The organism is Desulfobulbus alkaliphilus (assembly GCF_016918545.1).
GTDB lineage: Bacteria > Desulfobacterota > Desulfobulbia > Desulfobulbales > Desulfobulbaceae > Desulfobulbus > Desulfobulbus alkaliphilus.
The window spans coordinates 38,461-62,999 of record NZ_JAFFQC010000015.1; the positions used below are offsets into that span (position 1 = coordinate 38,461).

Genomic DNA, 24,539 nt, shown 5'->3' on the forward strand with positions numbered 1-24,539 from the left:
TAAGGTATCAATCCATTCGAGATTTATAAGGAGAGTAGAATATGGCTGCAAAAGATTTGAAATATGGTGCTAAAGCCCGGGAAAAAATGCTGACCGGGGTCAACACCCTTGCCAATGCCGTCAAGGCGACCCTTGGCCCCAAAGGCCGCAATGTACTCATCGAGAAATCCTTTGGCGCTCCTGTGATCACCAAGGACGGGGTGACCGTTGCCAAGGAAATCGAGTTGAAGGATAAATTCGAGAATATGGGCGCCCAGATGGTCAAGGAGGTTGCCTCCAAAACTTCGGATGTGGCAGGTGACGGAACCACCACCGCTACCGTGCTGGCTCAGAGCATTTACACCGAGGGCGCCAAGCTGGTTGCCGCCGGCTCCAACCCTATGGAGATCAAGCGTGGTATCGATGCCGCCGTTGCTGCAATCGTTGCCGAGCTGAGCAAAATCTCCAATCCCACCAAGGAGCAGAAAGAAATCGCCCAGGTAGGGACCATCTCCGCCAACAACGATGAGACCATCGGCAATATCATTGCCGAGGCCATGGACAAGGTCGGTAAGGAAGGCGTCATCACCGTGGAAGAAGCAAAATCCATGGAGACCTCTCTGGATGTAGTCGAGGGTATGCAGTTTGATCGCGGCTACCTGTCTCCCTACTTTGTCACCGATCCGGAGCGGATGGAAGTCAACATGGAAGATCCGTTGATCCTGATCAACGAGAAAAAGATCTCCAGCATGAAAGACCTGCTGCCGATTCTTGAATCCGTGGCAAAAATGGGCAAGCCGCTGTTTATCATCGCCGAGGATGTCGACGGCGAAGCCCTGGCCACCCTGGTGGTCAACAAATTGCGTGGCACCCTCAATGTCGCCGCTGTCAAGGCTCCTGGTTTCGGCGATCGACGCAAGGCCATGCTCGAGGACATCGCTATCCTCACCGGTGGCCAGGTGATCACCGAAGACCTTGGCATCAAACTGGAAAACGTCACCATCAATGATCTTGGCACTGCCAAACGTATTGTGGTCGACAAGGACAATACGACAATTATCGACGGCGCCGGCGATAAAGACAAACTGGCCGCCCGCGTTAAGCAGATCCGTGCCCAGGTGGAAGACACCACCTCCGACTATGACCGCGAAAAACTGCAGGAACGCCTGGCCAAATTGATCGGTGGTGTGGCGGTTATCAATGTCGGCGCTGCCACTGAAATCGAAATGAAAGAAAAGAAAGCCCGGGTCGAGGATGCTCTCAATGCAACTCGGGCCGCGGTCGAGGAAGGTGTAGTCCCGGGTGGTGGTGTAGCCTACCTGCGTTGCCTCAAAGTTCTCGACACTCTGAAGCTCGAAGGCGAGCAGGCCCTGGGGATCAATATTATCCGCCGGGCTCTTGAGGAACCGGTTCGTCAGATCGCCGCCAACGCCGGTTGCGAAGGTTCGGTCATCGTCGAGCATGTCAAGAATCTGGAAGGCCCCATGGGGTTCAACGCCGCATCCGAAAAATATGAAGATCTTATTGATGCCGGTGTCATTGACCCCACCAAGGTAACTCGCTATGCACTGCAGAATGCATCTTCTGTTTCCGGTCTGCTCCTGACCACTGAGTGCATGATTGCTGAAGTGCCCGACGAAGACAAGGGCGCTGCCGCAATGCCTCCTGGCGGTATGGGCGGTATGGGCGGTATGGGTGGCATGGGCGGTATGATGTAAACAGCCGCTGAACTGCATAGCTTCAGCCGGTCATCTGGTGCCCTTGCCTGTCTCTTCAGGTAAGGGCACTTTGTTTTCCGCACCGGTCCGAGGTTTGTTCAGTTGCAGCAAGAGCGCAGTTCCTCAACTGTTTGTCAATGAGTGTCCAGGAACATAATATCGAGCCATTTCCTATTGACAAAAACAGAGAAATTTTGAATAGTAGCAAGGTTCAAGCCAACCGGCTTTTTCATATATTGGCGATGTAGCTCAGTCGGTCAGAGCGCACGGCTCATATCCGTGGAGTCCGGGGTTCAAGTCCCTGCATCGCCACCATTTTTAAGTCCGGAGTTTTCCGGCATATATATAAACCCGCAATTCGTAACGAATTGCGGGTTTTTTTGTTCCGTGCTCAATGCGGACAGAGTCCAATCGCTCATATCGGTCTCGAGTTCTCCTCCCTATTGTGGTTCTTGATGGTGTTCTATTGCTTCGATATTGTGAAATAATCAATGATTTTTGGGGGTTGTTTTGGTTTACACCCTATGGTAGAGAGGGAAGGGGTAATGGTTGATGTCAAGATATTCAGCTCGTTGAACGTAAGGGGATCGCATGTCCGAACGGCTGAAGTACGAACGCTTTCTCTGGTTTCATGGTCAGGCCAAACGATTGCGCTACCCAAACTCCCGAAGCCTGATCGAGGAGTTCGAGATCTCGGAGCGAACTGCTCAGCGGGATATCGAATTCATGAGATGCAACCTGCAGGCTCCACTTATCTTTGATCATCGCCGCAACGGCTACCGCTACACTGACGACACTTTTGAGATTCCATTCCACTGGCTCGACGAAGAGAACCTGCTTGCCCTGGCCCTGGCGGCACGCCTGGCCTCGACCATCCCCGATTCCGCCGTCAAGGAGGATCTTTGCCGCTTGATCGGCCGCATGCTTCGCCTCTCCCGCAACGAAGGATACTCCTGCCTGGACCGATTGAGCGACAAGATTTCGGTCAAAAACATCGAATATGCCAGGGTGGAGGAAACTTTTTTCCGTCAGGTGGTTCGCGCCCTGTTCGACCAATACGCCCTCCGCATTACCTACCGTTCTCCATACAGCGGCAATACTACCGAGCGTACAGTGCAACCGCTCCATCTGATGCATTATATGGGCAGTTGGCATTTGCTGGCCTGGTGTACAACCAAAGAAGCGCTCCGCGATTTTGCTCTGGCCCGATTGCTGGCGGTTGAACCCGTCGACACTCCCGTGCAAGTTCCCGCCAACCTGCCGCCGATCAAGGAGTTGACCCGCCGCCATTTCGGCATCATGCAGGGGGAGACCACCACCATGGTGACCCTGCGATTCTCGGCCCACATCGCCCCGCGCATTCTTGAGCAGATCTGGCACCCTGACCAACAGACCAGTCTCAGCACCGACGGCAGCCTTCTGCTCAGCTTTCCCGCCGCCGATTTCCGCGAATTGATCAGAAGTATCCTCAGCTACGGCGCCGAGGTGCGGGTGATGGACCCCCCGGAACTGCGAACTCTGGTGCGAGAGGAAATTGAAAAAATGTACAGAAATTTTTGCAGCCCTGACATCGAGTGACAGGGTGGGTGTGGTAGGGTGAAAGTAGAAACGTGGCTTTCTTGTTTGTAGTTTTGTTAGCATCTTCACTGTTTTTTTGAGAAAAGTCGACAGTAGAAATATGAAAAATTATGCTCATTCAACAAAAAAGACAGATCAATCTGATTGGCAGCAATTATCAGTGCATTTACTTGTGGTGGCGACCCTCGCACGGGAGTTTGCAAGGGGATTCGGGTTAAATGACCCAGCCATCGAAGATGAAGCATTACTTGCTGGTTTATTGCACGACCTTGGAAAATACAGATCAGCTTTTCAGGAGTATTTGCGAGGAGAGCGTGCTGGCGATGCTGAAACCCGGCATGCAATCTACGGCGGGGCGCATGCTTTCACTTCCGAACAGTTGGGCGCGGCTTTTGCCATTGCCGGGCACCACGCCGGATTGCACGACCTCGCAGATTTGCAAGACGGTACTGCCAAGGCCGCCGAAAAAGAAGACCTTGCCACACTCGCCGGTTTGCTTGAAAAAGAATATTCCACCGCCCGCGCCTTTCTTACCGCCAATGCTGCCCCGCTTGAAAAAACATTGCCCGAGATCTTGCCGCCTTTTCCCGGCATGCCGGTACATCTCGCAAAACTAGCCAACGAGGCCGATGAAAAATCTGTTTTGGCGACGGAACTATACACTCGGATGCTGTTTTCCTGTCTTGTGGACGCCGACCGGCTTGATTCGGCGTACTGGGCAAAGTCTGATATCAACATCGTTAAGTTTGCCCAAAGCGAAAGTCCTCTTGATGCGGATTATCTCCTTTCCCTTGTAATCGCCGAACGCGACCGAAAACGCGCCGCCGCACTTAACCCGGAAAGCGCCTTGACCGATGCGCAAAACCGTATCTTCGATGCTTGTCTCGGCACCGGTACATACCCTCCCGGCTTTTTTTCGCTCACCGTGCCCACCGGCGGCGGCAAAACGCTTTCAGCCATGGCATTTGCGCTTGCCCACGCTAAGGCAAACAGGTTGCGCCGGGTTATTGTGGTCATTCCATACCTGTCGATCATTGAGCAAAACGCCGCCGAATACCGCCATATTCTCGACTCGAAAAACAGAGGGATCATTCTGGAGAATCACTCCTCCGTAATACCGCGTGTCAATTCCAATGAAGAAGCTAATTCTCGTCTTGAACTGATAACAGAGAACTGGGATGCACCCATCATTATCACCACTTCGGTGCAGTTCATCGAATCACTGTTTGCTGCCTCGCCATCGCGTGTCCGCAAGTTGCATAATATTGCTCGTTCCGTGGTCATCTTTGATGAGGTGCAGACGTTGCCCACCCATCTTTTGCGGCCAATGCTGAATGTCTTCCGCGAACTTACAGCCAATTATGGCGTCAGTTTCGTATTCAGTTCCGCCACTCAACCGGCCTTTCGCCGTACCCGTTCGCTCCCAGACGGCTTTGATGAACATGAAATAACCGAAATCGCGCCCGAACCCGCCGAATTGTACAGAACCTTGCGGCGCGTTACCTACAAGCTCGAAACCGGGACAGAACCACTTGGATGGGAGGCTCTCGCCGGTCAGCTTGCCGCGACGCCGCAATGTCTGTGCGTGGTCAACCTGACCCGGCATGCCCGAGAACTATGGGAAACCCTGGACAATACGCTCCGCGAAGAATATCGCACCAGCGGAGGTGAAGATCTCCCCGGCAACCTACGCCCGGTTCATCTTTCTTCAGCCATGTGCCCAGCCCACCGATTAGCGCTGATCCGCTGGATTCGCATGCGCCTTGGTTCCGGGCTGTCCTGCCGAGTCGTCTCCACCCAGCTCATTGAGGCCGGTGTTGATGTGGATTTTCCCGCTGTCTGGCGGGCGATGGGGCCGCTGGATTCCATTGTCCAAGTTGCAGGCCGCTGTAACCGCAAAGGGCGCTTCCCGCCCACAGAAAGTTGTGTCCGCGTCTTCACCCCCGCCGATGCGAAAAAGCTGCCACCGGGTATTTACAGCACTGCCACCCAGCAGGCTGCTGTCACCCTGGCGAGGCTTGGCAAAGATGCCGCTGAAAAACTCGCCACAAGCCCCGATATTTTCCAAGACTATTTCACTGAACTTTACGCAATTACTTCCACTGATTATGACAAACGTGGTGAGGCCAGCATTCAGGAAGAACGTGCAAATATGCACTTTCGCAAGGTCGCGGCAAAGGCGAAAATAATTGAAGACAGCGGCCAGCCGGTGGTTATCCCAATCGGCAAAGCACGTCATCTCATCGATAAAATCCGTACCCGGAAAGCAGGTCGTGGAGAGCCGCGTTTTACCCGTGACGATCTGCGCCGTTTGCAGCGATATATGGTGAATGTTCGCACCAATAATTTTGATAGACTGCTCAAAGTTACCCAGATTGAACCACTACTACCCTATCTGGACCTATATGTGCTCAAAGAAGGCGCATATCATGCGAATCTTGGACTTCTTGTGAATGACCGGCCCTTGGAGGATTTTTTTGTATGAACGACATAGCCGCTGCCGCCCCCAATCGTGTGACTATCCGCGTCTGGGGAGACTTTGCCTGTTTTACCCGGCCCGAAATGAAGGTCGAGCGCGTCAGTTACCCCGTTATCACGCCATCAGCAGCGCGCGGTATCTTGGAGGCGATATATTGGGAACCGCAGATGTATTACCTGATTGATAGCATCCACATTATCAGGCGCGGGCGCTGGATTTCTTTTCGCCGTAACGAGGTTATCTGCTTTATCAGCCTGGATAACGCAAAAAGCTGGATGAATGGGACGCGTAAAGTTTCACCCATCCAGGCCGGAGGCGGCGCGGCCGATGGCACCCAGCGCAACATGCTGGCCCTACAAGGGGTCGAATACCTCATTACCGCTGAAGTCCGCTTAACCTCTCTTGCCAGGCAGCCCCGCTGCAATCTTGCCAAATACCTTGACCAGATCAAGCGCCGCGCCGCCGTTGGCAAGTGCTTCCACCGCCCTGCCTTTGGTGTCCGCGAATTTGACGCCAACTTTGCGCTGGAAGAAAATGCTGACACCACCTTTGCCCGCCGCCAGCGGGAACTCGGCGCGGAGGCCACGCCGCTGATTCATTATGAACCGCTGGGGCTCATGCTCTACGACGTGTTTGACCACAACCAGCGTGAGCAAGGGTTCCGTTGGTTACGCGAGGAAGAAATCAAAACGAATCGGCAACACTTTGAAGAGGAGATTACCGGGCTGAAGAAAACCGAGCAAAATAGGCGTCGTAAGGTATACGCAGCCAATGAGAGGTGCTTTGAGGGACAAAAAATTCAGCCGCACTCAGCGTTTTTTCAGGCGGAAATCCGTGATTCGGTGCTGCAGTGCCACCCGGATGCCGTCGAAATTTTACTTCAGGATATGGGAGGAGAACACTGACATGCTCCTCAAACATTTTTACGATTATGCCCAGTCCCGTAACCTGCTTGCTGACCTCGCCTTTGCGCCCAAAGCGGTGCGCTGGATTATCGACCTGGACACTGTTGGGAATTGTTTAGGTGTCGTCGAGGTTGGCGATGGTAAACGTGGCCAGGATTATTCCTGTCCGCAAACCACGCGAAATAAAAATGCCGGTGGGGTAGCAGAATTTCTCGCCGATGGCATTACTGCGATTTTTAATTGTGACACCGATCCTGTACCCAAAAAAAAACGCACAGAAAACCAGGAGAAAGATCGTCAGAAAAATAACTTAATCAAACATGAGGATTTCTGGGAACAAGTAGAAGTGGCGGCAACCGAAACGAAGCACCCTGGACTATTAGCACTCCGGACATTTTGTCAGAAATTGGCGGTAAGCGACGCACCAATTTTACAATTCGGCAAACCTACCGGCGCCAAGGCTGATGCCAAATCTGCATGGCTGCTCCGAGTTTCTGGGGAAGAAAAGAAACTTGGTGCGGAAAATTTCACCTTTCGCGTGGATGGTGAATTGCTCATCGAAAACAGCACGATTCGTGATTGGTGGCGCGCCCAATACACCGCTGAAGTCAACACCGCCCGCAGAAACACAACTCGCGGCTTGTGCATGGTCACCGGCTATTTGAATCAACCCATCGCTCTTACGCATACACCCAAAATAGAGGGTGTACCCAATACATCTTTTGGTGCGACCATTGTGTCCTTTGATAAAGACGCCTTCACTTCTTACGGTTTCGATCAAAGTCTGAACGCGCCAACCTCCGATGAAGCCGCTACCGCCTATTGCACGGCGCTTAATCACATGATCGAAAAGGAAGAAACCTCGCTGCGTATAGGGCAGACAATATTTTGTTTCTGGGCTGTTCAGAACAAAGCGGCGGGAGGAAGGTTCGCCCAACTGCTCAATAAACCCGATCCGCAATCTGTACGGAGTTTTCTTGTTTCTCCTTGGGCGGGAATTGCGCGTGACTTGGCAAAAAAAGATACATTCCTCGCTGTGACGCTCGCGGGCAATAAAGGGCGTGTCGTAGTTCGTCACTGGCTACAGCAATCTTTGGAGCAGGCCATCGGAAATTTTCAGAAATGGTTCGCTGATCTGGAAATACACGTCCCGCCAAAAACACAAACCGCCAAAAAACCTATTAATGTGGACAAGCAAACAGAATGCAATCCGCTCTCAGTTTATTGGCTCGCCAACACGACCGTCCGTGAAACTAAAGATCTGCCACCGGAATTTCCCACCCAGTTATACCGCGCCGCGCTGGAAAACACCGCGCCGTCTCCTCTGCTCATCAAGCCAATTTTAGCCCAATTGCAATCGCGGCTTTTGCGCGATGAAAATTACAGCCTCATTTACGACCAGAGCCGCTTTGCCTTGCTCAAACTGATAGTCAACCGCAACCGAAAGGAAACCGACATGGAAATCAAACCACAACTTGCTGCTGATACCGATGACCCTGCCTATAATTGCGGGCGTTTGCTGTCCGTCCTCTCCGAAACTCAAAAGAAAGCGCAAGGTTACCCCAAAGGGTTCTCAGGCGTTGCTGAACGCTATTTCGGCACGGCCAGCGTCTCACCAGCAACCGTCCTGCCACTTTTGCTCCGGCTCAACCGCCACCACCTTGACAAAATCCGCAAGTCAGGCGGTAACGCGTATGAAGAAGTCGTTATCCGGAATATTGTAGCGAAGTTTAAACCGACAAATGACACGACGCCGCCTGTATTTCCACGCATTCTCAATCTACAGGAGCAAGGTCGGTTCGTTCTTGGTTTCTATCAGCAGCAGGCTGAGGATGCCAACGCACGCATAGCGTTCAAGGTGCTGATGTACCTTGAAGAAACGGATACAACGGCTCACGCGAAAGCGCTTGCATTACAAGAAAACGATACCAAAACTTTTTATGAGAAGGTCAGCCAGCATTACGGTTCCGGCTCTTTTAAGGATTGGATCGACAAGAAACAGAAAATGGCAAAGTCTCCTTCTTTAGCCAACGTATCTACCCTTTTCGACAACGAATAGCTATCAACGTCAATCAAACAACAAAGGAAACCAGCCATGAGCATCCTCACAAACCGCCACGACTTTCTCCTTCTCTTCGAAGTCACGAACGGCAACCCCAATGGCGACCCTGATGCGGGTAACATGCCGCGTATTGATCCCAACAGCAACCGGGGCATCGTTTCCGATGTCTGCCTGAAACGCAAGGTTCGCAATTTTGTGGAACAGTTTGCTCCTGCCCGTGAAACCGCCACAGCCAACGGTTTTGACATTCTCGTCAAACAGGGCGCGGTCATCGAAACCGAACAGAAAACGGCTATTGCCTTTGTACAAAACGAGAAGAATCCCGATCAACTCACGGGCGCGACCGAGGCTGAAAAAGCAAAGAATTGGCTATGCCGCAAGTTTTATGATGTGCGTACCTTTGGCGGTGTGCTTTCCACCGGTGACGATATTATGAAAGGTTCCGCCTGGGGCCAGGTGCGCGGCCCAGTACAGTTTACCTTCGGGCAGTCCTATGATCCTATTACACCGTTGGAAATAGCAATAAATGTTTGCGCTGCTCGTAAAGAATTGAAGAAAAAAAATCCAACCGAAAAAGAACTCGCGGACAACATCATTGCCCAAACAGGTACGCAAGGAAGAAAACACATCGTCCCCTACGCGCTGTACGCAGCCAAAGGTTATGTCTCACCTGCCTTCGCCGAACGTACCGGCTTTTCTCAAGCTGACTTGGACCTGCTGTTTGAAGCTCTGGCAAACATGTTTGAGCACGACCGATCCGCCGCTCGTGGCGAAATGATTGTGCGCGGGATTTATGATTTTGAGCATGTCGGCACCCAGGCGGATGCCAATTCCGAACAAAACAAACGAGAGGCGCGTTTGGGCTGTGCCCACGCCCATGAGCTTTTCGAGGGCATCAAGGTTCAGTTGCGGCCCGGAAAAGACTTTCCCGAATCCTTTGCCGACTATTTGGTTGAAAATGCTTGGATAGACGCAACCCTGCCAAGGGGGGTGCGGCTTCATCTCCGGCATACCAGATAAAAACATTTGCGGAATCATCCCTAAAGAGGCAAGGAAGGATAGACTATTTTGAAACTCGGCGAGCTTTTTGAGACGGCAGTTGTCCGGGAATCTCGGACTGCTGCCGCCGAGATTCCTTTTTTGATCAAATAATCCACTAAAAATGTTGATTAAAACCTTGAATGACCGATTGACAATAACAATTTCTTGTTCTGCAGGTGACGATTCCGTTGTTTTCTACCAAACGGAAGACGGCCAGACTAGGCTGGAAGTCTGTCTTCACGAGGAAACTGTCTGGCTCTCGTTGACCCAAATGGCTCAGCTGTTCGAACGTGATAAGTCGGTGATATCGAGGCATCTCCGGAATATTTTCCGTGAAGGGGAGTTGAGCAGAGCGGCAGTTGTTGCAAAAAATGCAACAACTGCCGCGGACGGCAAAACGTACCAAGTGGATTATTTCAATCTGGATGCGATCATCTCCGTCGGCTACCGGGTGAACTCCAAACGTGGTACCCAGTTTCGCATCTGGGCTTCCTCTGTGCTCAAGGACTATCTGGTTAAGGGCTATGCCCTCAACCAGCGGCGGCTGGCGGAGCAGGGCGTGGCCGAACTGCGCGGGGTGCTGGACCTCTTGACCACAACCATGGAACACAATCAACTGGCCAACGAAACCGGCTTGGCGGTGGTGGAGTTGGTACGGTGCTACGGGCTGAGCTGGCAACTGTTGCTCCAGTATGACGAAGATCGGTTGTCCTTGCCGGCCGGCCTCAGCCGGGGTGAAGTCGCGGGATTTGATCTGACGGTGGTGCGCCGGGGTATCGTCTGTTTGCGCGATGATCTGGCGGGCCGAGGCGAGGCCACCGGCCTTTTTGGCCAAGAGCGCGGAGACAGCCTGGCGGGTATCCTCGGCGCCATCCATCAGACCTTCGGCGGCGAGGATCTCTACCCCAGTATCGAGGAGAAGGCGGCCCATCTGCTCTATTTCGTGATCAAGGATCATCCCTTCAGCGACGGCAACAAGCGCATCGGCTCTTTTCTCTTTCTCCTCTATTTGCAGGAGTGCGGGCTTCTCGAGACGGTTCGCTTCGACAACAAGGCGCTGGTGGCCTTGGCGTTGCTTGTCGCAGCCTCGGACCCGACCCAGAAAGATGTACTCATCCGGTTGATAGTCAATCTCCTGAGCGCATCCGGGGAAGGGAATAAAAAGGGAGGGTTTGCAACGGTTTGAGCAGGATGTTGCCGTCAGCGCTCAACGCCTCAAGCTACTGGGCAGGGGGGCCAGTGAAGCGCATCGCGCAACGGTTTGGGGATGATCACCTCGCCCTTGCTACTGGAAAGTGTGGTGGTTTCCGTGATACCCTTTTGGTAAGAAATTTTGAGACCATCATAAACTCGGAGATGAGCGTGTCAAGCGAGCTGTATCCCCAAGGGGAACACAATGAGGATGATTTGGTGATGATATCCGCCCTCCAGCATTACCTTTTTTGTCCCAGAAGATGCGCTCTGGTGCACATCGAGCAGCAGTGGCAGGAGAACCGGTTGACCGCCGAAGGGCGCATCCTTCATGAAAGGGTACATGGTGGCGGCCGGGAATCGCGGCGAACCCTGCGGGTGGAATATGACGTGCCCATCCGTTCACTGCGACTGGGGTTGATTGGCCGAGCCGACATCGTCGAATTCCATCGACAGGATGATGGGCCGTGGCAGCCCCTGCCGGTGGAGTACAAGCGTGGGCGGCCTAAAAAGGATGATATCGACCGGGTGCAGCTCTGTGCCCAGGCCATCTGTCTGGAAGAAATGCTGGATTGTGTTGTCCCCGAGGGTGCGCTCTATTACGGTTTGAAGAAACGGCGTACGACGGTGGTCTTTGACGCCGGTTTACGGGATAAAACCGTGCAGACAGCGGCTGAACTTCATGCCCTTCTGGCCAAGGGCCGAACACCGCCGCCCCAGTACGACAAACGTTGCGAAAGTTGTTCCTTCCTGCCACTATGCTTGCCCAGGGTGGCGACGCGAAAACAGGTAGGTACGTACCTGCGGAGGATGGTGAGAACATGAAAAAACATCTCAACACCTTGTTTGTCACCACCCAGGGTGCCTACCTGGCCAAGGACGGTGAGACCGTGGCGGTGCGCATCGAGGGGGCAACGGTACTGCGGGTGCCTGTGCATACCCTGGACTCGATTGTCTGTTTCGGCAATGTCGGCTGCAGTCCCTTTTTAATGGGCTTTTGCGGTGAACGTCAGGTTGGCTTGAGTTTCTTGAGCGAAAACGGCCGGTTTCTCGCCCGGGTTCAGGGCCCGACCTCGGGTAATGTTCTGCTGCGGCGGGAGCAATATCGCCGGGCTGATGATCCTGGGTTTTCCGCTGCCGTGGCTGGCGCCTGTGTGCTGGGTAAGATTGCTAACTGCCGGACCGTGTTGTTGCGATCGCTACGCGATCATGGCGACAAGCTTGATCAGCAGGCCATGCAGGAGGCCATCGACCGATTGGGGGCCGCCATCAGGCGGTTGCAGGGAGGATTGGATCTTGATGCGGCCCGCGGGGTGGAAGGTGATGCGGCCAGGGTCTATTTCGGCGTCTTCGACCATCTCATTGTCCGTGATAAGGAACATTTTTTCATGCGCCAACGAAGCCGCCGTCCTCCGCTCGACCGCATCAACTGTCTGCTATCCTTCTTATATACCCTGGTGCTTAATGATATCCGTTCGGCCTTGGAATTGGTCGGCCTGGATCCGGCAGTGGGCTACCTTCATCGTGATCGCCCCGGAAGGGCAGGCTTGGCCCTTGACATGATGGAGGAGTTCCGTCCATTGGCGGACCGCTTGGCGGTCTCGCTCGTCAATCTGGGTCAGGTACAGCGAAATGATTTCGTTGTCAGTGACGGCGGTGCGGTACGGATGAGCGATGAGGCCCGTAAAACCCTGCTGGTTGCCTATCAAAAACGCAAGCAGGAGGAGATGGTCCACCCGTTTGTTGAGGAAAAGATGACTCTGGGACTGTTTTTTCACATTCAGGCCCTATTGTTTGCCCGGTATTTGCGTGGCGAACTGGATGGTTATCCGCCGGTGATCTGGAAATAGGAGGCGGTTATGATGGTTTTGGTGAGTTACGACGTGCGCACCAGCGAACCGGGCGGCGCCAAGCGACTGCGCCGGGTGGCCAAGGTTTGCAGCAATTATGGCCAGCGGGTTCAGTTTTCGGTTTTTGAGTGCATGGTGGACCCGGCACAATGGACCAGGATGCGTCAGCTTCTGATTGATGAGATCGATGTTGAGGCCGACAGTCTCCGCTTTTATTTCCTCGGCGCTAATTGGCGGAATCGGTTTGAGCATGTTGGTGCCAAGGAGAGTCTGGACCAGGAGGGCCCGTTGATTGTGTGAAATAGGAGCCGCGAACCGTTCGTAACCAGTATACCCTGGCAGGTTCGCGACACTCGTTAATGCGATGGTTGAGATAATTTGGCGAGGTGAAAGGAGGTGATCAATTCTCCCCAAAAAACAACGATCGCGGAATGTGTTGAAAAAAATGACTGGTAGCACAATGTTACCAGTCAACGGTCGCCCCCTGCGCGGGGGCGTGGATTGAAACACTGCTCCAGGGCTTTCAGGCGGGTCACGGCCACTGTCGCCCCCTGCGCGGGGGCGTGGATTGAAACCATAGTTTCCTCATTTGCTGCGCGGGCGACACCGGGTCGCCCCCTGCGCGGGGGCGTGGATTGAAACAGAGAGAGCTGGCCGATGTCGTACTCAATGCGGCCGTCGCCCCCTGCGCGGGGGCGTGGATTGAAACAGATTGCGGCACAATGTAACGATTTATCGGCAAATGTCGCCCCCTGCGCGGGGGCGTGGATTGAAACATGACCAACACACAGGTATCAGCAGCAAACTCCTGTCGCCCCCTGCGCGGGGGCGTGGATTGAAACTGCATCCAGGTCACCGCATCGCGGGAGTAAATCGGGTCGCCCCCTGCGCGGGGGCGTGGATTGAAACTTCGCCGTCCTGACCAATTAGGACACCACCGCCATGTCGCCCCCTGCGCGGGGGCGTGGATTGAAACAGGTCCATGTGATAGCGGATATCCAACCCACCAGGTCGCCCCCTGCGCGGGGGCGTGGATTGAAACATTTCCTCGGGGCTGGGCTGCGACATCACCCCACGTCGCCCCCTGCGCGGGGGCGTGGATTGAAACATATCGACAACAACTAGCCGAAATCATTGGATGATGTCGCCCCCTGCGCGGGGGCGTGGATTGAAACACCCAGATGCAAATCGCGATGGTGCAGACAACTCGGTCGCCCCCTGCGCGGGGGCGTGGATTGAAACGACGAAACCCTGGTGCGAGACTGCCTCAACGCCAGTCGCCCCCTGCGCGGGGGCGTGGATTGAAACAATCAAAAGTAGTCATGGCGGAGAAGCTGTCAAAGTCGCCCCCTGCGCGGGGGCGTGGATTGAAACATCCCAGGTGCGATGGATATACAGCTCGCCATCGGGTCGCCCCCTGCGCGGGGGCGTGGATTGAAACACCGTTACCGCCGACAGGCCACGGCGCGGGGTGGTGGTCGCCCCCTGCGCGGGGGCGTGGATTGAAACCCCTTGCCGTTGCGACCCTCGCCCAGGAACACGCGTCGCCCCCTGCGCGGGGGCGTGGATTGAAACGCCGCCGAGCAGGTCGTAGGTCTCGGAATGCTGGACGTCGCCCCCTGCGCGGGGGCGTGGATTGAAACATCGGCAGTTGGTGGAAAGCACTGATCATGGCCGGTCGCCCCCTGCGCGGGGGCGTGGATTGAAACATGGAAGAGAGCAGGTACCAGGAGGATCCCTTTAGTCGCCCCCTGCGCGGGGGCGTGGATTGAAACCTCCCCCGACGGATACCACTGCTCGCAAACATGCCGTCGCCCCCTGCGCGGGGGCGTGGATTGAAACACAAGCCGCCGCGATCTCGCCAGCACCCTTAAACTCGTCGCCCCCTGCGCGGGGGCGTGGATTGAAACAGGCTGTCCACAAAGCAACTCGCCAGCCTGCGCTGGTCGCCCCCTGCGCGGGGGCGTGGATTGAAACTTCTTTGCGCTCCAACGCCTTCACAAGTGCTTCGGGTCGCCCCCTGCGCGGGGGCGTGGATTGAAACATAATATGCTTTCCTGCAGTTTGCGGATGCGGTTCAGTCGCCCCCTGCGCGGGGGCGTGGATTGAAACACCATCGAGGCAAAAAAATAACCCCGACAGTGCCGTCGCCCCCTGCGCGGGGGCGTGGATTGAAACACAAGCCGCCGCGATCTCGCCAGCACCCTTAAACTCGTCGCCCCCTGCGCGGGGGCGTGGTTTGAAACAAACCAACCGGTCAATCTGGGTCGGCATCGAATGTATCCGTGATGGAGGAACACCTGCCCTGTGGTTCAGGGCAGGCAGCTGACGTGTTCCATCCAGCCGGAATCGGTTGCTGCATCGAATTTCTCAAGAAAGAGGCGCTCACTGAGAAACAGTTTGCCGCCAGTGTACCGGGCAGGGAAGAGGCGGCGTTGGCTGGGGCCGCCATTGTAGAGGGAGTACAGCCAACCGGCAAGAAAGCGTTGCCCGTCGGGGGTATGCAAGTCAACGGATGTCTTCTCCCGCAGCACATAGTCACGCAGATAGAGACTGAGGATTTCACATCCGGCCTGGCTGTTATATTCCGTATTCCAGCGAAGCTGTTGAAGGTTGTATATGCCTCGCCATACTCTTTCGTTGATCTGCATCAGACCGACCGAGGTATTGTTGTAGGACAGCAGATAGGTGATTTTTTTGTTTTTGATATGAAATTGGCGGAAGCAGCTCTCCTGCCAGGCGGTTGCAACCGCCATTGTTTCAAACCAGCCTGGTTGATGCATCGGTGCGCTCAGTTCTTTTCGCTGCTTTGCTGCTTGGTGATGGAGGAGATCGCTGACTTTGGGCAGGAGGACAGTGCCCGGGGTCAGTTCGGCGGTCCAGCTTTCGATTTCTTTTCTCGATATTTTTGCGGATGTTGCAGCCTGCGCGGTTGCAAGGCGAAAGAGAGCGAGAAAATCCTGCCCGGGTAGGGCTCGCCAGCTCGAACTCGGGTCCTCCAGTTGCGCTTCCGGTGCCGACAAGGGCGTCTCGTCCGGCAGCAGTGCTTCCGGCAGGGGGGGCAGGTCGAAAATGGTCCGAAGCTGCGGGTCGACCTGGGAGGAGGGCGTGCTGTCAAGCGGTTCCGCGGAGATAAGTGCGGCCAGGCGGCGGAAGCCGTCTTCACTGATTTCAATGCCCACGGCAGGGCCCAATCCATCGAGAATCAAGAGGGCATCGCTGGCAGTGAAAAAGGCCAGATAGCCGAGAAGGTTGTTGGCAGAGCGATGTTGCAGGTGCCTTTGAAAAACAGGGTGCAACTGTTTCCAGCCCCAGAGAAACTGGCCTCTGATGAAAGCGTTGCTGAGAGCCTCCTGTTCAATGGCCTCGCTGAAATCATGACGAACCGTCAGCATGGTGTCGAGGAGGATATATCGATCAAGGGACGACAACGGTGCATCGGTAAACTGTTTGAGCTGGAGGATAAGAAAAGCATCCCAGGCCTGCCAGAGTTCAAGGACCCGGGCGAGATGCTCGCGCCCAGGTGCCGGGATCGAGACCGGAGGCTGTTCTTCCTGAACCAGTTCGATCTCAGCCTGGATATTGACCCGTATTCCCTCGGGAGACAGCAAGGGGGGATCAGGCCGCATACTGGCAAGAAAACGCTCCGCCCGCTCCCGTTGGTCGACAGCGAACATCGGCAGCAGACTGGATTTCATATCATTGACCGGGGGGGCCAGATCAATGAAGAACGTATTGAGATAGGTATGAATATGGTCCTTGATCAGATTCCAGAGCAAGGCCGCGACCTGAACCGGTTGCCCGTTTCTGTCAAGAATGGTTGAGTCGATGGTTTCGAAGGAAAGCCGCCATTGATCATCGATCCTCGGCCGCTGCCAAAGCACCACCGATCCCTCCCAATGCAATGGTGCCAGGCAGGAATCAAAGACAGAGGCGCCCCAGCGAAGATGCACATTGGTCTGAAAACGCAGAGCTCCCTGATCTTCGCTGATCCGGGGCGCGGAAAGAATGATCTGGCGGCAGCCCTGCCCCTGCTGATATACGAGTGCTCTTTCCCCGGCCAGGGGGTAGGCCTTGGTGGCGACCAGAGAGCGAAGTAGCGGCATGTCCAGGGTCAGGGGCATGTCCAGGGTCTCGGCTCGCAGCGGCGATTGCTGGTGAATCAGGAGGGTGAGCAGAAGCCCGAGGAGGAAATATCGTCGAGTGTGCATGGGCAGGTGGTGGGAGTCAGTTCCTCGATGCAGAGCAGAACATCTCGTTTCCAGAAGGGCACGGGTCAGGTGGAATTGGGCTGGTGTCCTCAAGCGAAACGGCCACTGGAAACTCTTTTACCCTTTCAGTTCCCGGTAGAGCCATTTTTCGATGAGAGCATACATGATCTCGCGTTTTACGGGTTTGCTGATGTAATCGTTCATGCCTGCCTTCAGACAGATTTCCCGGTCGCCTTTCATGGCATTGGCCGTCATGGCAATGATGGGGATCTCGTTGTATCCGCGGCTGCGCAGTTCTCTGGTTGCCGCCAGGCCATCCATTTCCGGCATCTGGATATCCATGAGAATAAGGTCAAAACGATTGGGTGCGGCAATGAAAGCCTCCACGGCCTTTTTACCGTTGCCGGCGACTTCTACCTGGTATCCCGCCTTGTGAAGAATCAGCACTGCCAGTTTCTGATTGACCGGATTGTCTTCGGCCAGGAGGATGCGGACCGATTGTTTGATCTCTTCACGGACGCTGTACTGGGTAATCAGTTCACGGGTGTCTTGTCTGGGCACTTGAGGTTCCTTCTGGCCCAAGAGCTTTTCGATAGTTTTAAAGAGAATTTCCCGACGGACGGGCTTGGTGAGGAAGGCGTCGAATCCGGCTTCCTTGCAGCGCTGGGCGTTTCTTTCCGTTGAGGAGGTGTAGGCAAGCAGGGGTGTGGTTGCTGTTTCCGGGATTTCGGAGCGGATCATTCGTGCCAGGGTGTAGCCGTCCGGCGTGGGCATCTGGATGTCAAGAATGATGAGATCAAACAAATGCTGGTCAGCTATTGCCTGTTGCAGCGCGGCATGGACAGCGCTGCTGTCCCGGAGGGCGACGACAGTGAGTTCAGCGGCGGTCAGGATATGCTGCATAATGCCGAGATTGGTGGCATTATCATCAACGATCAGCACCCGTTTCCCCACCAGGCTGATTGTATGAAAGTTCTTCTGGACCTGTTGCGGTGCTTTTTTCATTCTGGCGGTGAAATGAAAGGTACTGCCTTGGGCAGTGCTGCTTTCAGCCCAGACGTTGCCCTGCATTAAGCCGGCAATTTTTCGGCAGATGGTCAGGCCAAGGCCGGTCCCGCCATACTCTCTGGTGGTGGAACCGTCGGCCTGACGGAACGCCTCGAAGATGGATTCGAGCTTATCAGCGGGAATACCGATGCCGGTATCACGGATACGGGCGTGCAGGGTAATATCCTCTTCAGTTTCCTCAGCCACCAGCAGCGAAAGTTCTATCTCACCTTTTTTGGTGAATTTTACCGAATTGCTCATCAGGTTGAGCAGAACCTGACGGAAGCGGCCCGGATCCCCCATCACCTTGGCCGGAAGAGCGTCATCGATTCTGCACAGGACTTCGATGGGGCGGGAGCTGACCTTGGGGCGGATAATGTCACAGACATCCTGGGCGGTGATTTCCGGATCGAAACTGATGCATTCCAGGTCGAGTTTGCCGGCCTCAACTTTGGAAAAATCGAGAATATCGTTGATCAGGGAAAGCAGAGCGTCGGCACTGCGTTTGATGGTCCGGGCGAACTCCTCCTGTTCTTCGTTGACCTCGGTCTCCAGCAGCATATCGGTGAAACCGACAATGCCGTTCATCGGGGTGCGGATCTCGTGACTCATGGCCGCCAGGAACTCGCTCTTGGCAATGTTTGCCGCTTCCGCTGCCTTTTTGGCGGCACGCAGTTCGGCTGTCTGCTCCTGTATCTCCAATTGCAGGGTGTTTGCGTAATTGAGCTGTTGTTCCTGGATTTTGCGGTAATTCAGTTCGTTTTCAGCCATTATGTCCTGGAATTTTTTTTCCAGGACTGCGGATTTCCGATCAAATTGTTTTTTCTGGATACGCAGCCTGTTGACTGTTTCCGCTGTTTCCCGGTGAGCGAGGAACAGACGAACCGCCAGCCGAATGATGGTGGCAACCCATTGCCTGCCAAAGGCATCGGCAAGGGAGGGCTGATCCGGTGTGGCCAGCACATAGCCGTGCAGATCGGGGACAACCAGCAGGTAGTAGGTCTGACCATTGAGAGGGAAAGACAGGTCAGAGGATGTCTGCTCGTGTTCGATGATGAGGGCTGTTGCCTGGTCGGGGGGTAAGGGGAAGGTCTTGGACGCGACATGTCCGCCGGAAGGGCCCCAACAGAAAAACAGGAGGTGTTCGGTCTCCTGGTGCAGGTGATCGCACAGGGCGGTTAGTTCACGGACTGGATCGACCAGATCAGCGAAAAGGGGAGTCAGGGCCATGCCACACCTCAGCCGCCGTACATGTTTTTTGTTTTTTCCAGTTCGTCGGGAAGATCCTCGGCCAACACCCGGTATTCTTCAACATTGGTTTGGATATGGGAGGCCAGCGACGCTGGCAGAGTGGCCGGCAGCCCTTCTTTGACGGAGAAGTGTAATTGATTGATAATGTATTCGCTCATCTGCAGGATGCCGGTCAGCGATTGGGGAGGGGCCTCGCCGTTTTCGAGATGGTGATCGCGGATAGCCTCGGCAATCGGATCCGGTATGCGCCATTCCCTGGCCAGAATGTATCCTGTTTCGCAGTGGTCAGTGTGGAAGAGTGCCTGTTCCACCTCGACGATGCCGGGACCATCGGCTGCCAGTTGTTCGATGAGCAGCAGGAAAGTGTCCTTGTCTGCTTCCATGGCAACAATCAGGCCAATATCATGGAGGATGCCGGATAGGTAGGCATCGTCACCATTGATACTGAAAATACGTTCGGCAATCATTTTGCTGCAGATGCCCGAGGCAGCGCTGTGCAGCCACAGCTTTTGGGGTGAAAAAGTTGTGGTGCTCGAACTGCTGCGAAGCATACCCTGAATAGCATCGGTCACGGCAATGTTGTACAGGTTTTTCATGCCCAGCAGGGCCACGGCACGGGAGATGGAATCAACCTTGCGGGTCAGGCCGAAATAGGAGCTGTTGACCAGGGTCAGCAGGCGGGCGACCAGGGCCGGATCCATACGGATCACTTCTTCGAAATCCTGCAAGGTGGATTCCTGGTCGTTGACGAGTTGGACAAGTCGGGTGACAATATGGGGGAGTGTTCTGATTTTTTTAAACTGGAGGATGAGTTTCTCGGCTGCGGTCATGGACGGGCTCCGTTGGGCTGTGCTCCCCTCTCTGACATGCAACGGGTGCCCATCCGCAAACGGCTGTTTTCACGGTGACTCATTGTTGCTCTGTCCAATACAATTCGTGAACAGGTACATAGAAAGCTGCGATGCAAGGTGCTGGTGCGTCTCGATTCAGAAGGGAAAATTCCGTTTCTTGACGAACGCTGACGCAGGGGCTGGTCACCCGACAACCTCATTTTTCCTGACAGCCTCTGCCTTGATGCGATCCAGGAGTTCCGCCAGCACAGGCTTAATGTTTTCCCGTAGATCGCCGGCAACAACAATAAAGAGCAGATCGTCTCCCGGGGCGAAGTGTCCAGAGTGTGCTTCGACAAGAATCTCATAGATGCCGGGGCGGTCAAGGTATTCACGACGCAGTTCGCTGATTTTATCCTGATCGACTTCGATGTCCAGTGCCGTCACCCGGCGATGATCCACCCGTGACCAACTGCGCACCGTGCCGTTATGAATAAGGATCATCCCGACATTCTCGGTGAAGTCGGGCCGTTGTTTCAAAGCAGCGATTGTTTTTGAAATATCCACTAGTATTGTATGAAATTATGGTTTTCTCTTGTGTTCCGGTTTGTACAGGGTGACAACTTGCACACGAGAAGGGATGATCAAAGATTCCCCGACTCTGATTAAATTTTTCTCTTGTCGGCCATTTACGGCCAGCAGTTCATGCAGAGGGACTTCGAAATGCCGGGCTATGGATGAGGTTGTGTCCCCTGGCTGGACAATATAGCGGACGGGAATCGAGCGTGTTGGCATGCTTGCCGGAACCTGGGTAACAGTGGGCGGGGGGGTGGAAACGGTTTTTCTCACCTTGGTTGCGGCCGGCTGAATGGCTGCCAGCCCAGCCGGTAAACGCAACAGATAGTTTTGCGGCAGGGGCTGCACTCCGTCCAAGACCGGTTTTCTCAGCGCCGGGTTCAGGCGGGTCAGCTCCTGTTGTGAAATGTTGAAGGTGGTGTGGATTCTGCTTATGGGCACAGATTGCTGGAGACGGAATGTGACCGTGGCATCGGGACGGTCGAGTCGGATATTGGGATCGGCGTAGAGTTGCCTGGAAACTCTCATGGCGGCGAGGAATTCTGAATAAAAGTTCCGGGAAGCAAACTTGAAATGCCCCTGGTCATAGGATTTGAAGATGTTTTCATAACAGCCTTTAGCCCTGACAGCCCGAACAGTACCGGCTCTGCCGTAGTTATAGGCGGTGATTGCCAGCGGCCAGGTTTTGAGTTGTTCATAATTCGTTTTCAGCAGACGGGCGGCGGCCTGGGTGGAGATATACGGATCCAGGCGTTCATCAACGTGATCATTGATGGTCATGTACTCCGAACCGGTTGTGCGGATAAACTGCCAGAGCCCGGCGGCGCCAGCTTTGCTGTAGGCGGTATAATTGTATGATGATTCGACGTGGGGCAGGTTCAACAGTTCCAGGGGAAGCCCGTGGGCGGCAAAAATCTGCTTGAATTGAGGCAGGTATCTGCCGGATCGGACCACACCTCGATGGAAACGGTCTTTCTGGCCGACCTGCATTCGGACGTTGCCCCTGGCTTCGAGATAGGCGGCCTGGTTCCGTGAGGGGAACAGGGACGCGATATGGCGTTCCTGCCGGGTCTGCGGGGGGGTGCCGTTGCCGAGCTGCAACAGAATGGTGTCAATTTGTTGTCGCGCTGTTTTTATTCGCTCGCTGTTGATTCTTGCCGCCCCCGGTACCTGCCGGGGGACCAGTTCGACCACGGTATAGACCCGGTCCAGGTGATTCCGGTCGTGCATGACACCTTGATTGGTGGTATATTTACCATAAATATTTTCCCAGAATTGCACGTTGGGGCGGATAGATGGGTACAGCGGGAACAGTTCCCCCGCCGAGGAGAATGCAGGGGAACAGGTGACAGCCAAATGCAGCCAGAAAGTGAGAAACAGGATGGACAATGACCGTTTATGCCCGGCTCGGCAAAGTGAGAGTACCATGATACCAAAACACCGTGAACAAGGGGAAAGGGTTGTTTGCCTGATCATGTACGAGTATTCTAGCACATTATGAGGTGTCCGGCGAGAAAAGTCAGATGTGTCTGGTTGTTTGTGAACTTTTTCCATTTTCCTCGATCCGTGAGCGTTCGTGCGTTAGCTGTATTGTCTGTGACCATTCGATTAACGGAGCCTTTATCAGACGGTTACGGGCAATGAAGATGGCGTACGGACGGATGACCCCGAAAGTCGGTTGGCGAAGGGTAACATCAAGGATCCCGCAATTATTATATGATACCAGTACGATATATCCAAAAGAGAATCCAGCCGTCACGGATTCAGGAGTTTGACACCGTCCATGGTGACGGCTGACCCATGTATACACCAATCATAGGGACTCTTGGCTATGTTCTTTCCGCCGATGGGATGCGAACACTTCTTGTCCATCGCAATGCCCGGAGCGACGATGAGCATCTGGGTAAATTCAACGGGCTGGGAGGCAAGATGCTGCCCGGAGAAGATGTGGTCACCTGCATGAAAAGAGAACTCTTTGAAGAGTCAGGGCTGACCTGCACCACTCTGCAGCTGCGCGGGACAATCAACTGGACCGGTTTTGGCCCCAGGGGAGAAGACTGGCTTGGTTTTATTTTTCTCATTACCGCATACCATGGGACAGTGCGATCCGGTAATGAAGAAGGTGATCTGGACTGGCACCTGTTGTCTGATCTCCACCGCCTGCCCATGTGGGAAGGGGATCGATTTTTTCTTCCCCTGGTTTTTGATGGTGACCCCCGTGTTTTTCATGGATTCATGCCTTATGCCCAAGGGCGACCAATAGGATGGAATTTTTCCCGGATATGAGGACCCTTTGGAAAAAACGAGTTCCTGTTGGTCCTTCTAAGCAAAGTCCTTGCGTTAGGAGGGGCAGCTCTGTATAGTGATGCCCTGTTTAGTTCTGTCATGATTTCGGAAGGTTAAGGTTTTACAACCTTTTCGGCAACTTAAAAGTCTGGGGAAGTGTCATGGGAAATAATTCGGAATTGGTTCGTCTTGAGGAGTTTGTCGATAAACTGTTGACGAAATACAATCAGCTCAAATCAGAGTATCTATCCCTGCGTGATACGCTGGCAGAGCGTGATGCTGAATGTGCTGACCTGAAAAACTCAATATCCAATCTGAGTAACGAACGAAGCGAAGTCGGCAGTCGGGTTGCCGGTCTGGTTGACCGTATCGAGCAATGGGAGAATGAGCAGGTCCCTCTGAGCCAGGAGCCGGTTGAACAGCATGGTGGTCCGCAGGGTTCTCTCTTCGGCGGCGATGCCGGCAATAAGGAATAATATTCAGGTACTGATAATCGATGCAGGACCGTCTTGTTCGTTTTCATTTGTTCGGACAGGAATTCACTTTTTACAGTGACGCTCCCGAAGATGAAGTTGAGGCGGTTTTGCAGCTGCTTCGTGATGAACTGGAAGCCAACGAGAAAGTGAGTCGAAGTTCGGTACCCTCCAGCAAGGTACTCGTGCTGGGCTGTTTGCGAATGGCAGCGAAATATATGCAGGTACATCAGGAGTACCAAGAATATCGCCACCTGCAGGAACGAACAGTTGATCGCTTGATCGATAAAATCTCCTCCGGTATGGACTGAGTGGCAACGAACTGAATCCGTGACGGCTGGACTCTTGTGTTGGATATATCTTTTTGCAATAACATTATAATTGCAGTTGATCCCTTGAAAATACCTTGCACCAGCCGTTCGGGGCATCCGTCCGCACGCCATCTTCATTGCCCGTAACCGTCCGATAAAGTATACTTTAATTGAAAGGTTACGAACAACGAAGCTGACGTACGGACGAACGCTCACGGATTCAGCAACGAATAATCATTTTGTTCGATGATTCGATCGGCTATAATGGAGATGAACAGTTCCCCTGCTCTGTTGGTGATCGGCGGAGTATTGAGCCAACTCCTATGATTAGGGCAGCCTTACAGTCGGATTATGGAAATCTTCATTGATTTGCAGACGTCGGCAGAGGCACTGCCCACCTAATGATAATTAGGTTTAATCATTTCGTCGACACGGCAGCGCGGGGGATTCTTACCAGCGAATAAACGCTGTTGACAATATGCACCGAAGGAATGGTGCCCAAGGGAAAGAGTACTGGTTTGCTACGGACAAGGCAGGTTTTGATACGACCAACAACCCTGATGCGATCAGGTTTACCATATATGTACATGCGTAACCCTTCACGCAGACTGTGTTTAGGGAAAAACCGAGGCAAACTCTGAGCCGCGCCCGGTTTTTCCGCACGTTTTCACATTGAAAACCATTGGACCGCCCCAGGGGAAAATCCTGCCGGCGCGGTTTGTTGTTGTCTCTCCACCTCCGCCGTATCCCC

18 protein-coding genes, 1 tRNA gene, 1 other RNA gene and 1 CRISPR repeat array are annotated in these 24,539 nt (G+C 54.1%); of the genes, 15 read left to right on the top strand and 5 right to left on the bottom strand.

Annotation, left to right across the window (positions count from 1 at the left end; genetic code table 11):
- The first annotated feature begins 41 nt into the window (after positions 1-41).
- From groL to cas2, 11 genes are all read left to right on the top strand, one after another.
- Positions 42-1,697 carry a chaperonin GroEL gene (groL, locus tag JWG43_RS09580; RefSeq protein ID WP_205242696.1) on the top strand — a complete coding sequence of 552 codons (1,656 nt, stop codon included), beginning with the start codon at positions 42-44 and terminating at the stop codon, positions 1,695-1,697.
- A 238-nt stretch (positions 1,698-1,935) separates the two neighbouring features.
- Positions 1,936-2,012, top strand: a tRNA-Met gene (locus JWG43_RS09585).
- Between the two features lie 276 nt (positions 2,013-2,288).
- Positions 2,289-3,275 (top strand): helix-turn-helix transcriptional regulator, encoded by a 987-nt coding sequence (locus tag JWG43_RS09590; RefSeq protein WP_205242697.1) that lies wholly within the window; start codon positions 2,289-2,291, stop codon positions 3,273-3,275.
- 100 nt (positions 3,276-3,375) lie between these two features.
- Positions 3,376-5,760, top strand: a complete 2,385-nt coding sequence (locus JWG43_RS09595) for a CRISPR-associated endonuclease Cas3'' (protein WP_205242698.1) — start codon at positions 3,376-3,378, stop codon at positions 5,758-5,760.
- Positions 5,757-6,659: a type I-C CRISPR-associated protein Cas5c gene (cas5c, locus tag JWG43_RS09600; protein ID WP_205242699.1), complete on the top strand. Its 903-nt coding sequence runs from the start codon at positions 5,757-5,759 to the stop codon at positions 6,657-6,659. The genes JWG43_RS09595 and cas5c overlap by 4 nt, the downstream gene beginning before the upstream one ends.
- 1 nt (position 6,660) lies before the next feature.
- Entirely contained in the window at positions 6,661-8,718 is a 2,058-nt protein-coding gene (gene cas8c / locus JWG43_RS09605) for a type I-C CRISPR-associated protein Cas8c/Csd1 (RefSeq protein WP_205242700.1), read from the top strand.
- Positions 8,719-8,754: 36 nt separating this feature from the next.
- Positions 8,755-9,741 carry a type I-C CRISPR-associated protein Cas7/Csd2 gene (gene cas7c / locus JWG43_RS09610; RefSeq protein WP_205242701.1) on the top strand — a complete coding sequence of 329 codons (987 nt, stop codon included), beginning with the start codon at positions 8,755-8,757 and terminating at the stop codon, positions 9,739-9,741.
- A gap of 292 nt (positions 9,742-10,033) precedes the next feature.
- Positions 10,034-10,948: a virulence RhuM family protein/type II toxin-antitoxin system death-on-curing family toxin gene (locus JWG43_RS09615; RefSeq protein ID WP_240193502.1), complete on the top strand. Its 915-nt coding sequence runs from the start codon at positions 10,034-10,036 to the stop codon at positions 10,946-10,948.
- Between the two features lie 227 nt (positions 10,949-11,175).
- The gene (gene cas4, locus JWG43_RS09620) at positions 11,176-11,778 is read left to right on the top strand and encodes a CRISPR-associated protein Cas4 (protein WP_240193509.1); all 603 of its coding nucleotides are present in this window, start codon (positions 11,176-11,178) and stop codon (positions 11,776-11,778) included.
- Positions 11,775-12,803 carry a type I-C CRISPR-associated endonuclease Cas1c gene (gene cas1c, locus JWG43_RS09625; RefSeq protein WP_205242704.1) on the top strand — a complete coding sequence of 343 codons (1,029 nt, stop codon included), beginning with the start codon at positions 11,775-11,777 and terminating at the stop codon, positions 12,801-12,803. The genes cas4 and cas1c overlap by 4 nt, the downstream gene beginning before the upstream one ends.
- A 9-nt stretch (positions 12,804-12,812) precedes the next feature.
- The gene (cas2, locus tag JWG43_RS09630) at positions 12,813-13,103 is read left to right on the top strand and encodes a CRISPR-associated endonuclease Cas2 (RefSeq protein ID WP_205242705.1); all 291 of its coding nucleotides are present in this window, start codon (positions 12,813-12,815) and stop codon (positions 13,101-13,103) included.
- A 176-nt stretch (positions 13,104-13,279) separates the two neighbouring features.
- Positions 13,280-15,049: a CRISPR direct-repeat array (repeat unit 32 nt; unit sequence GTCGCCCCCTGCGCGGGGGCGTGGATTGAAAC).
- Between the two features lie 66 nt (positions 15,050-15,115).
- On the opposite strand, the gene JWG43_RS09635 is transcribed toward cas2, so the two are convergent.
- The 5 genes from JWG43_RS09635 to JWG43_RS09655 all read right to left on the bottom strand — a co-directional run bounded on the left by JWG43_RS09635 (position 15,116) and on the right by JWG43_RS09655 (position 22,146).
- Positions 15,116-17,014: a lysozyme family protein gene (locus JWG43_RS09635; RefSeq protein WP_205242706.1), complete on the bottom strand. Its 1,899-nt coding sequence runs from the start codon at positions 17,012-17,014 to the stop codon at positions 15,116-15,118.
- 117 nt (positions 17,015-17,131) lie between these two features.
- Positions 17,132-19,291, bottom strand: a complete 2,160-nt coding sequence (locus tag JWG43_RS09640) for a response regulator (protein WP_205242707.1) — start codon at positions 19,289-19,291, stop codon at positions 17,132-17,134.
- A gap of 8 nt (positions 19,292-19,299) precedes the next feature.
- Entirely contained in the window at positions 19,300-20,142 is an 843-nt protein-coding gene (locus JWG43_RS09645; RefSeq protein WP_205242708.1) for an HDOD domain-containing protein, read from the bottom strand.
- Positions 20,143-20,346: 204 nt separating this feature from the next.
- On the bottom strand, positions 20,347-20,709 hold the full coding sequence (locus JWG43_RS09650; RefSeq protein WP_205242709.1) for a molybdenum cofactor biosynthesis protein MoaE: 363 nt from the start codon (positions 20,707-20,709) through the stop codon (positions 20,347-20,349).
- A gap of 15 nt (positions 20,710-20,724) precedes the next feature.
- Positions 20,725-22,146, bottom strand: a complete 1,422-nt coding sequence (locus JWG43_RS09655) for a lytic transglycosylase domain-containing protein (RefSeq protein ID WP_205242710.1) — start codon at positions 22,144-22,146, stop codon at positions 20,725-20,727.
- Positions 22,147-22,518: 372 nt separating this feature from the next.
- Here JWG43_RS09655 and JWG43_RS09660 point away from each other — a divergent pair, with 372 nt between their 5' ends.
- The 4 genes from JWG43_RS09660 to ssrS all read left to right on the top strand — a co-directional run bounded on the left by JWG43_RS09660 (position 22,519) and on the right by ssrS (position 24,238).
- Complete coding sequence (locus tag JWG43_RS09660) at positions 22,519-23,004, top strand: NUDIX hydrolase (protein WP_205242711.1); 486 nt, start codon at positions 22,519-22,521, stop codon at positions 23,002-23,004.
- A 161-nt stretch (positions 23,005-23,165) separates the two neighbouring features.
- A complete protein-coding gene (zapB, locus tag JWG43_RS09665) occupies positions 23,166-23,480 on the top strand; it encodes a cell division protein ZapB (protein WP_205242712.1) in 315 nt (104 codons plus the stop codon).
- A gap of 20 nt (positions 23,481-23,500) precedes the next feature.
- A complete protein-coding gene (gene zapA / locus JWG43_RS09670; protein ID WP_205242713.1) occupies positions 23,501-23,788 on the top strand; it encodes a cell division protein ZapA in 288 nt (95 codons plus the stop codon).
- A gap of 277 nt (positions 23,789-24,065) precedes the next feature.
- Positions 24,066-24,238: non-coding RNA, 6S RNA (gene ssrS, locus JWG43_RS20575), on the top strand.
- Positions 24,239-24,539: the final 301 nt, after the last annotated feature.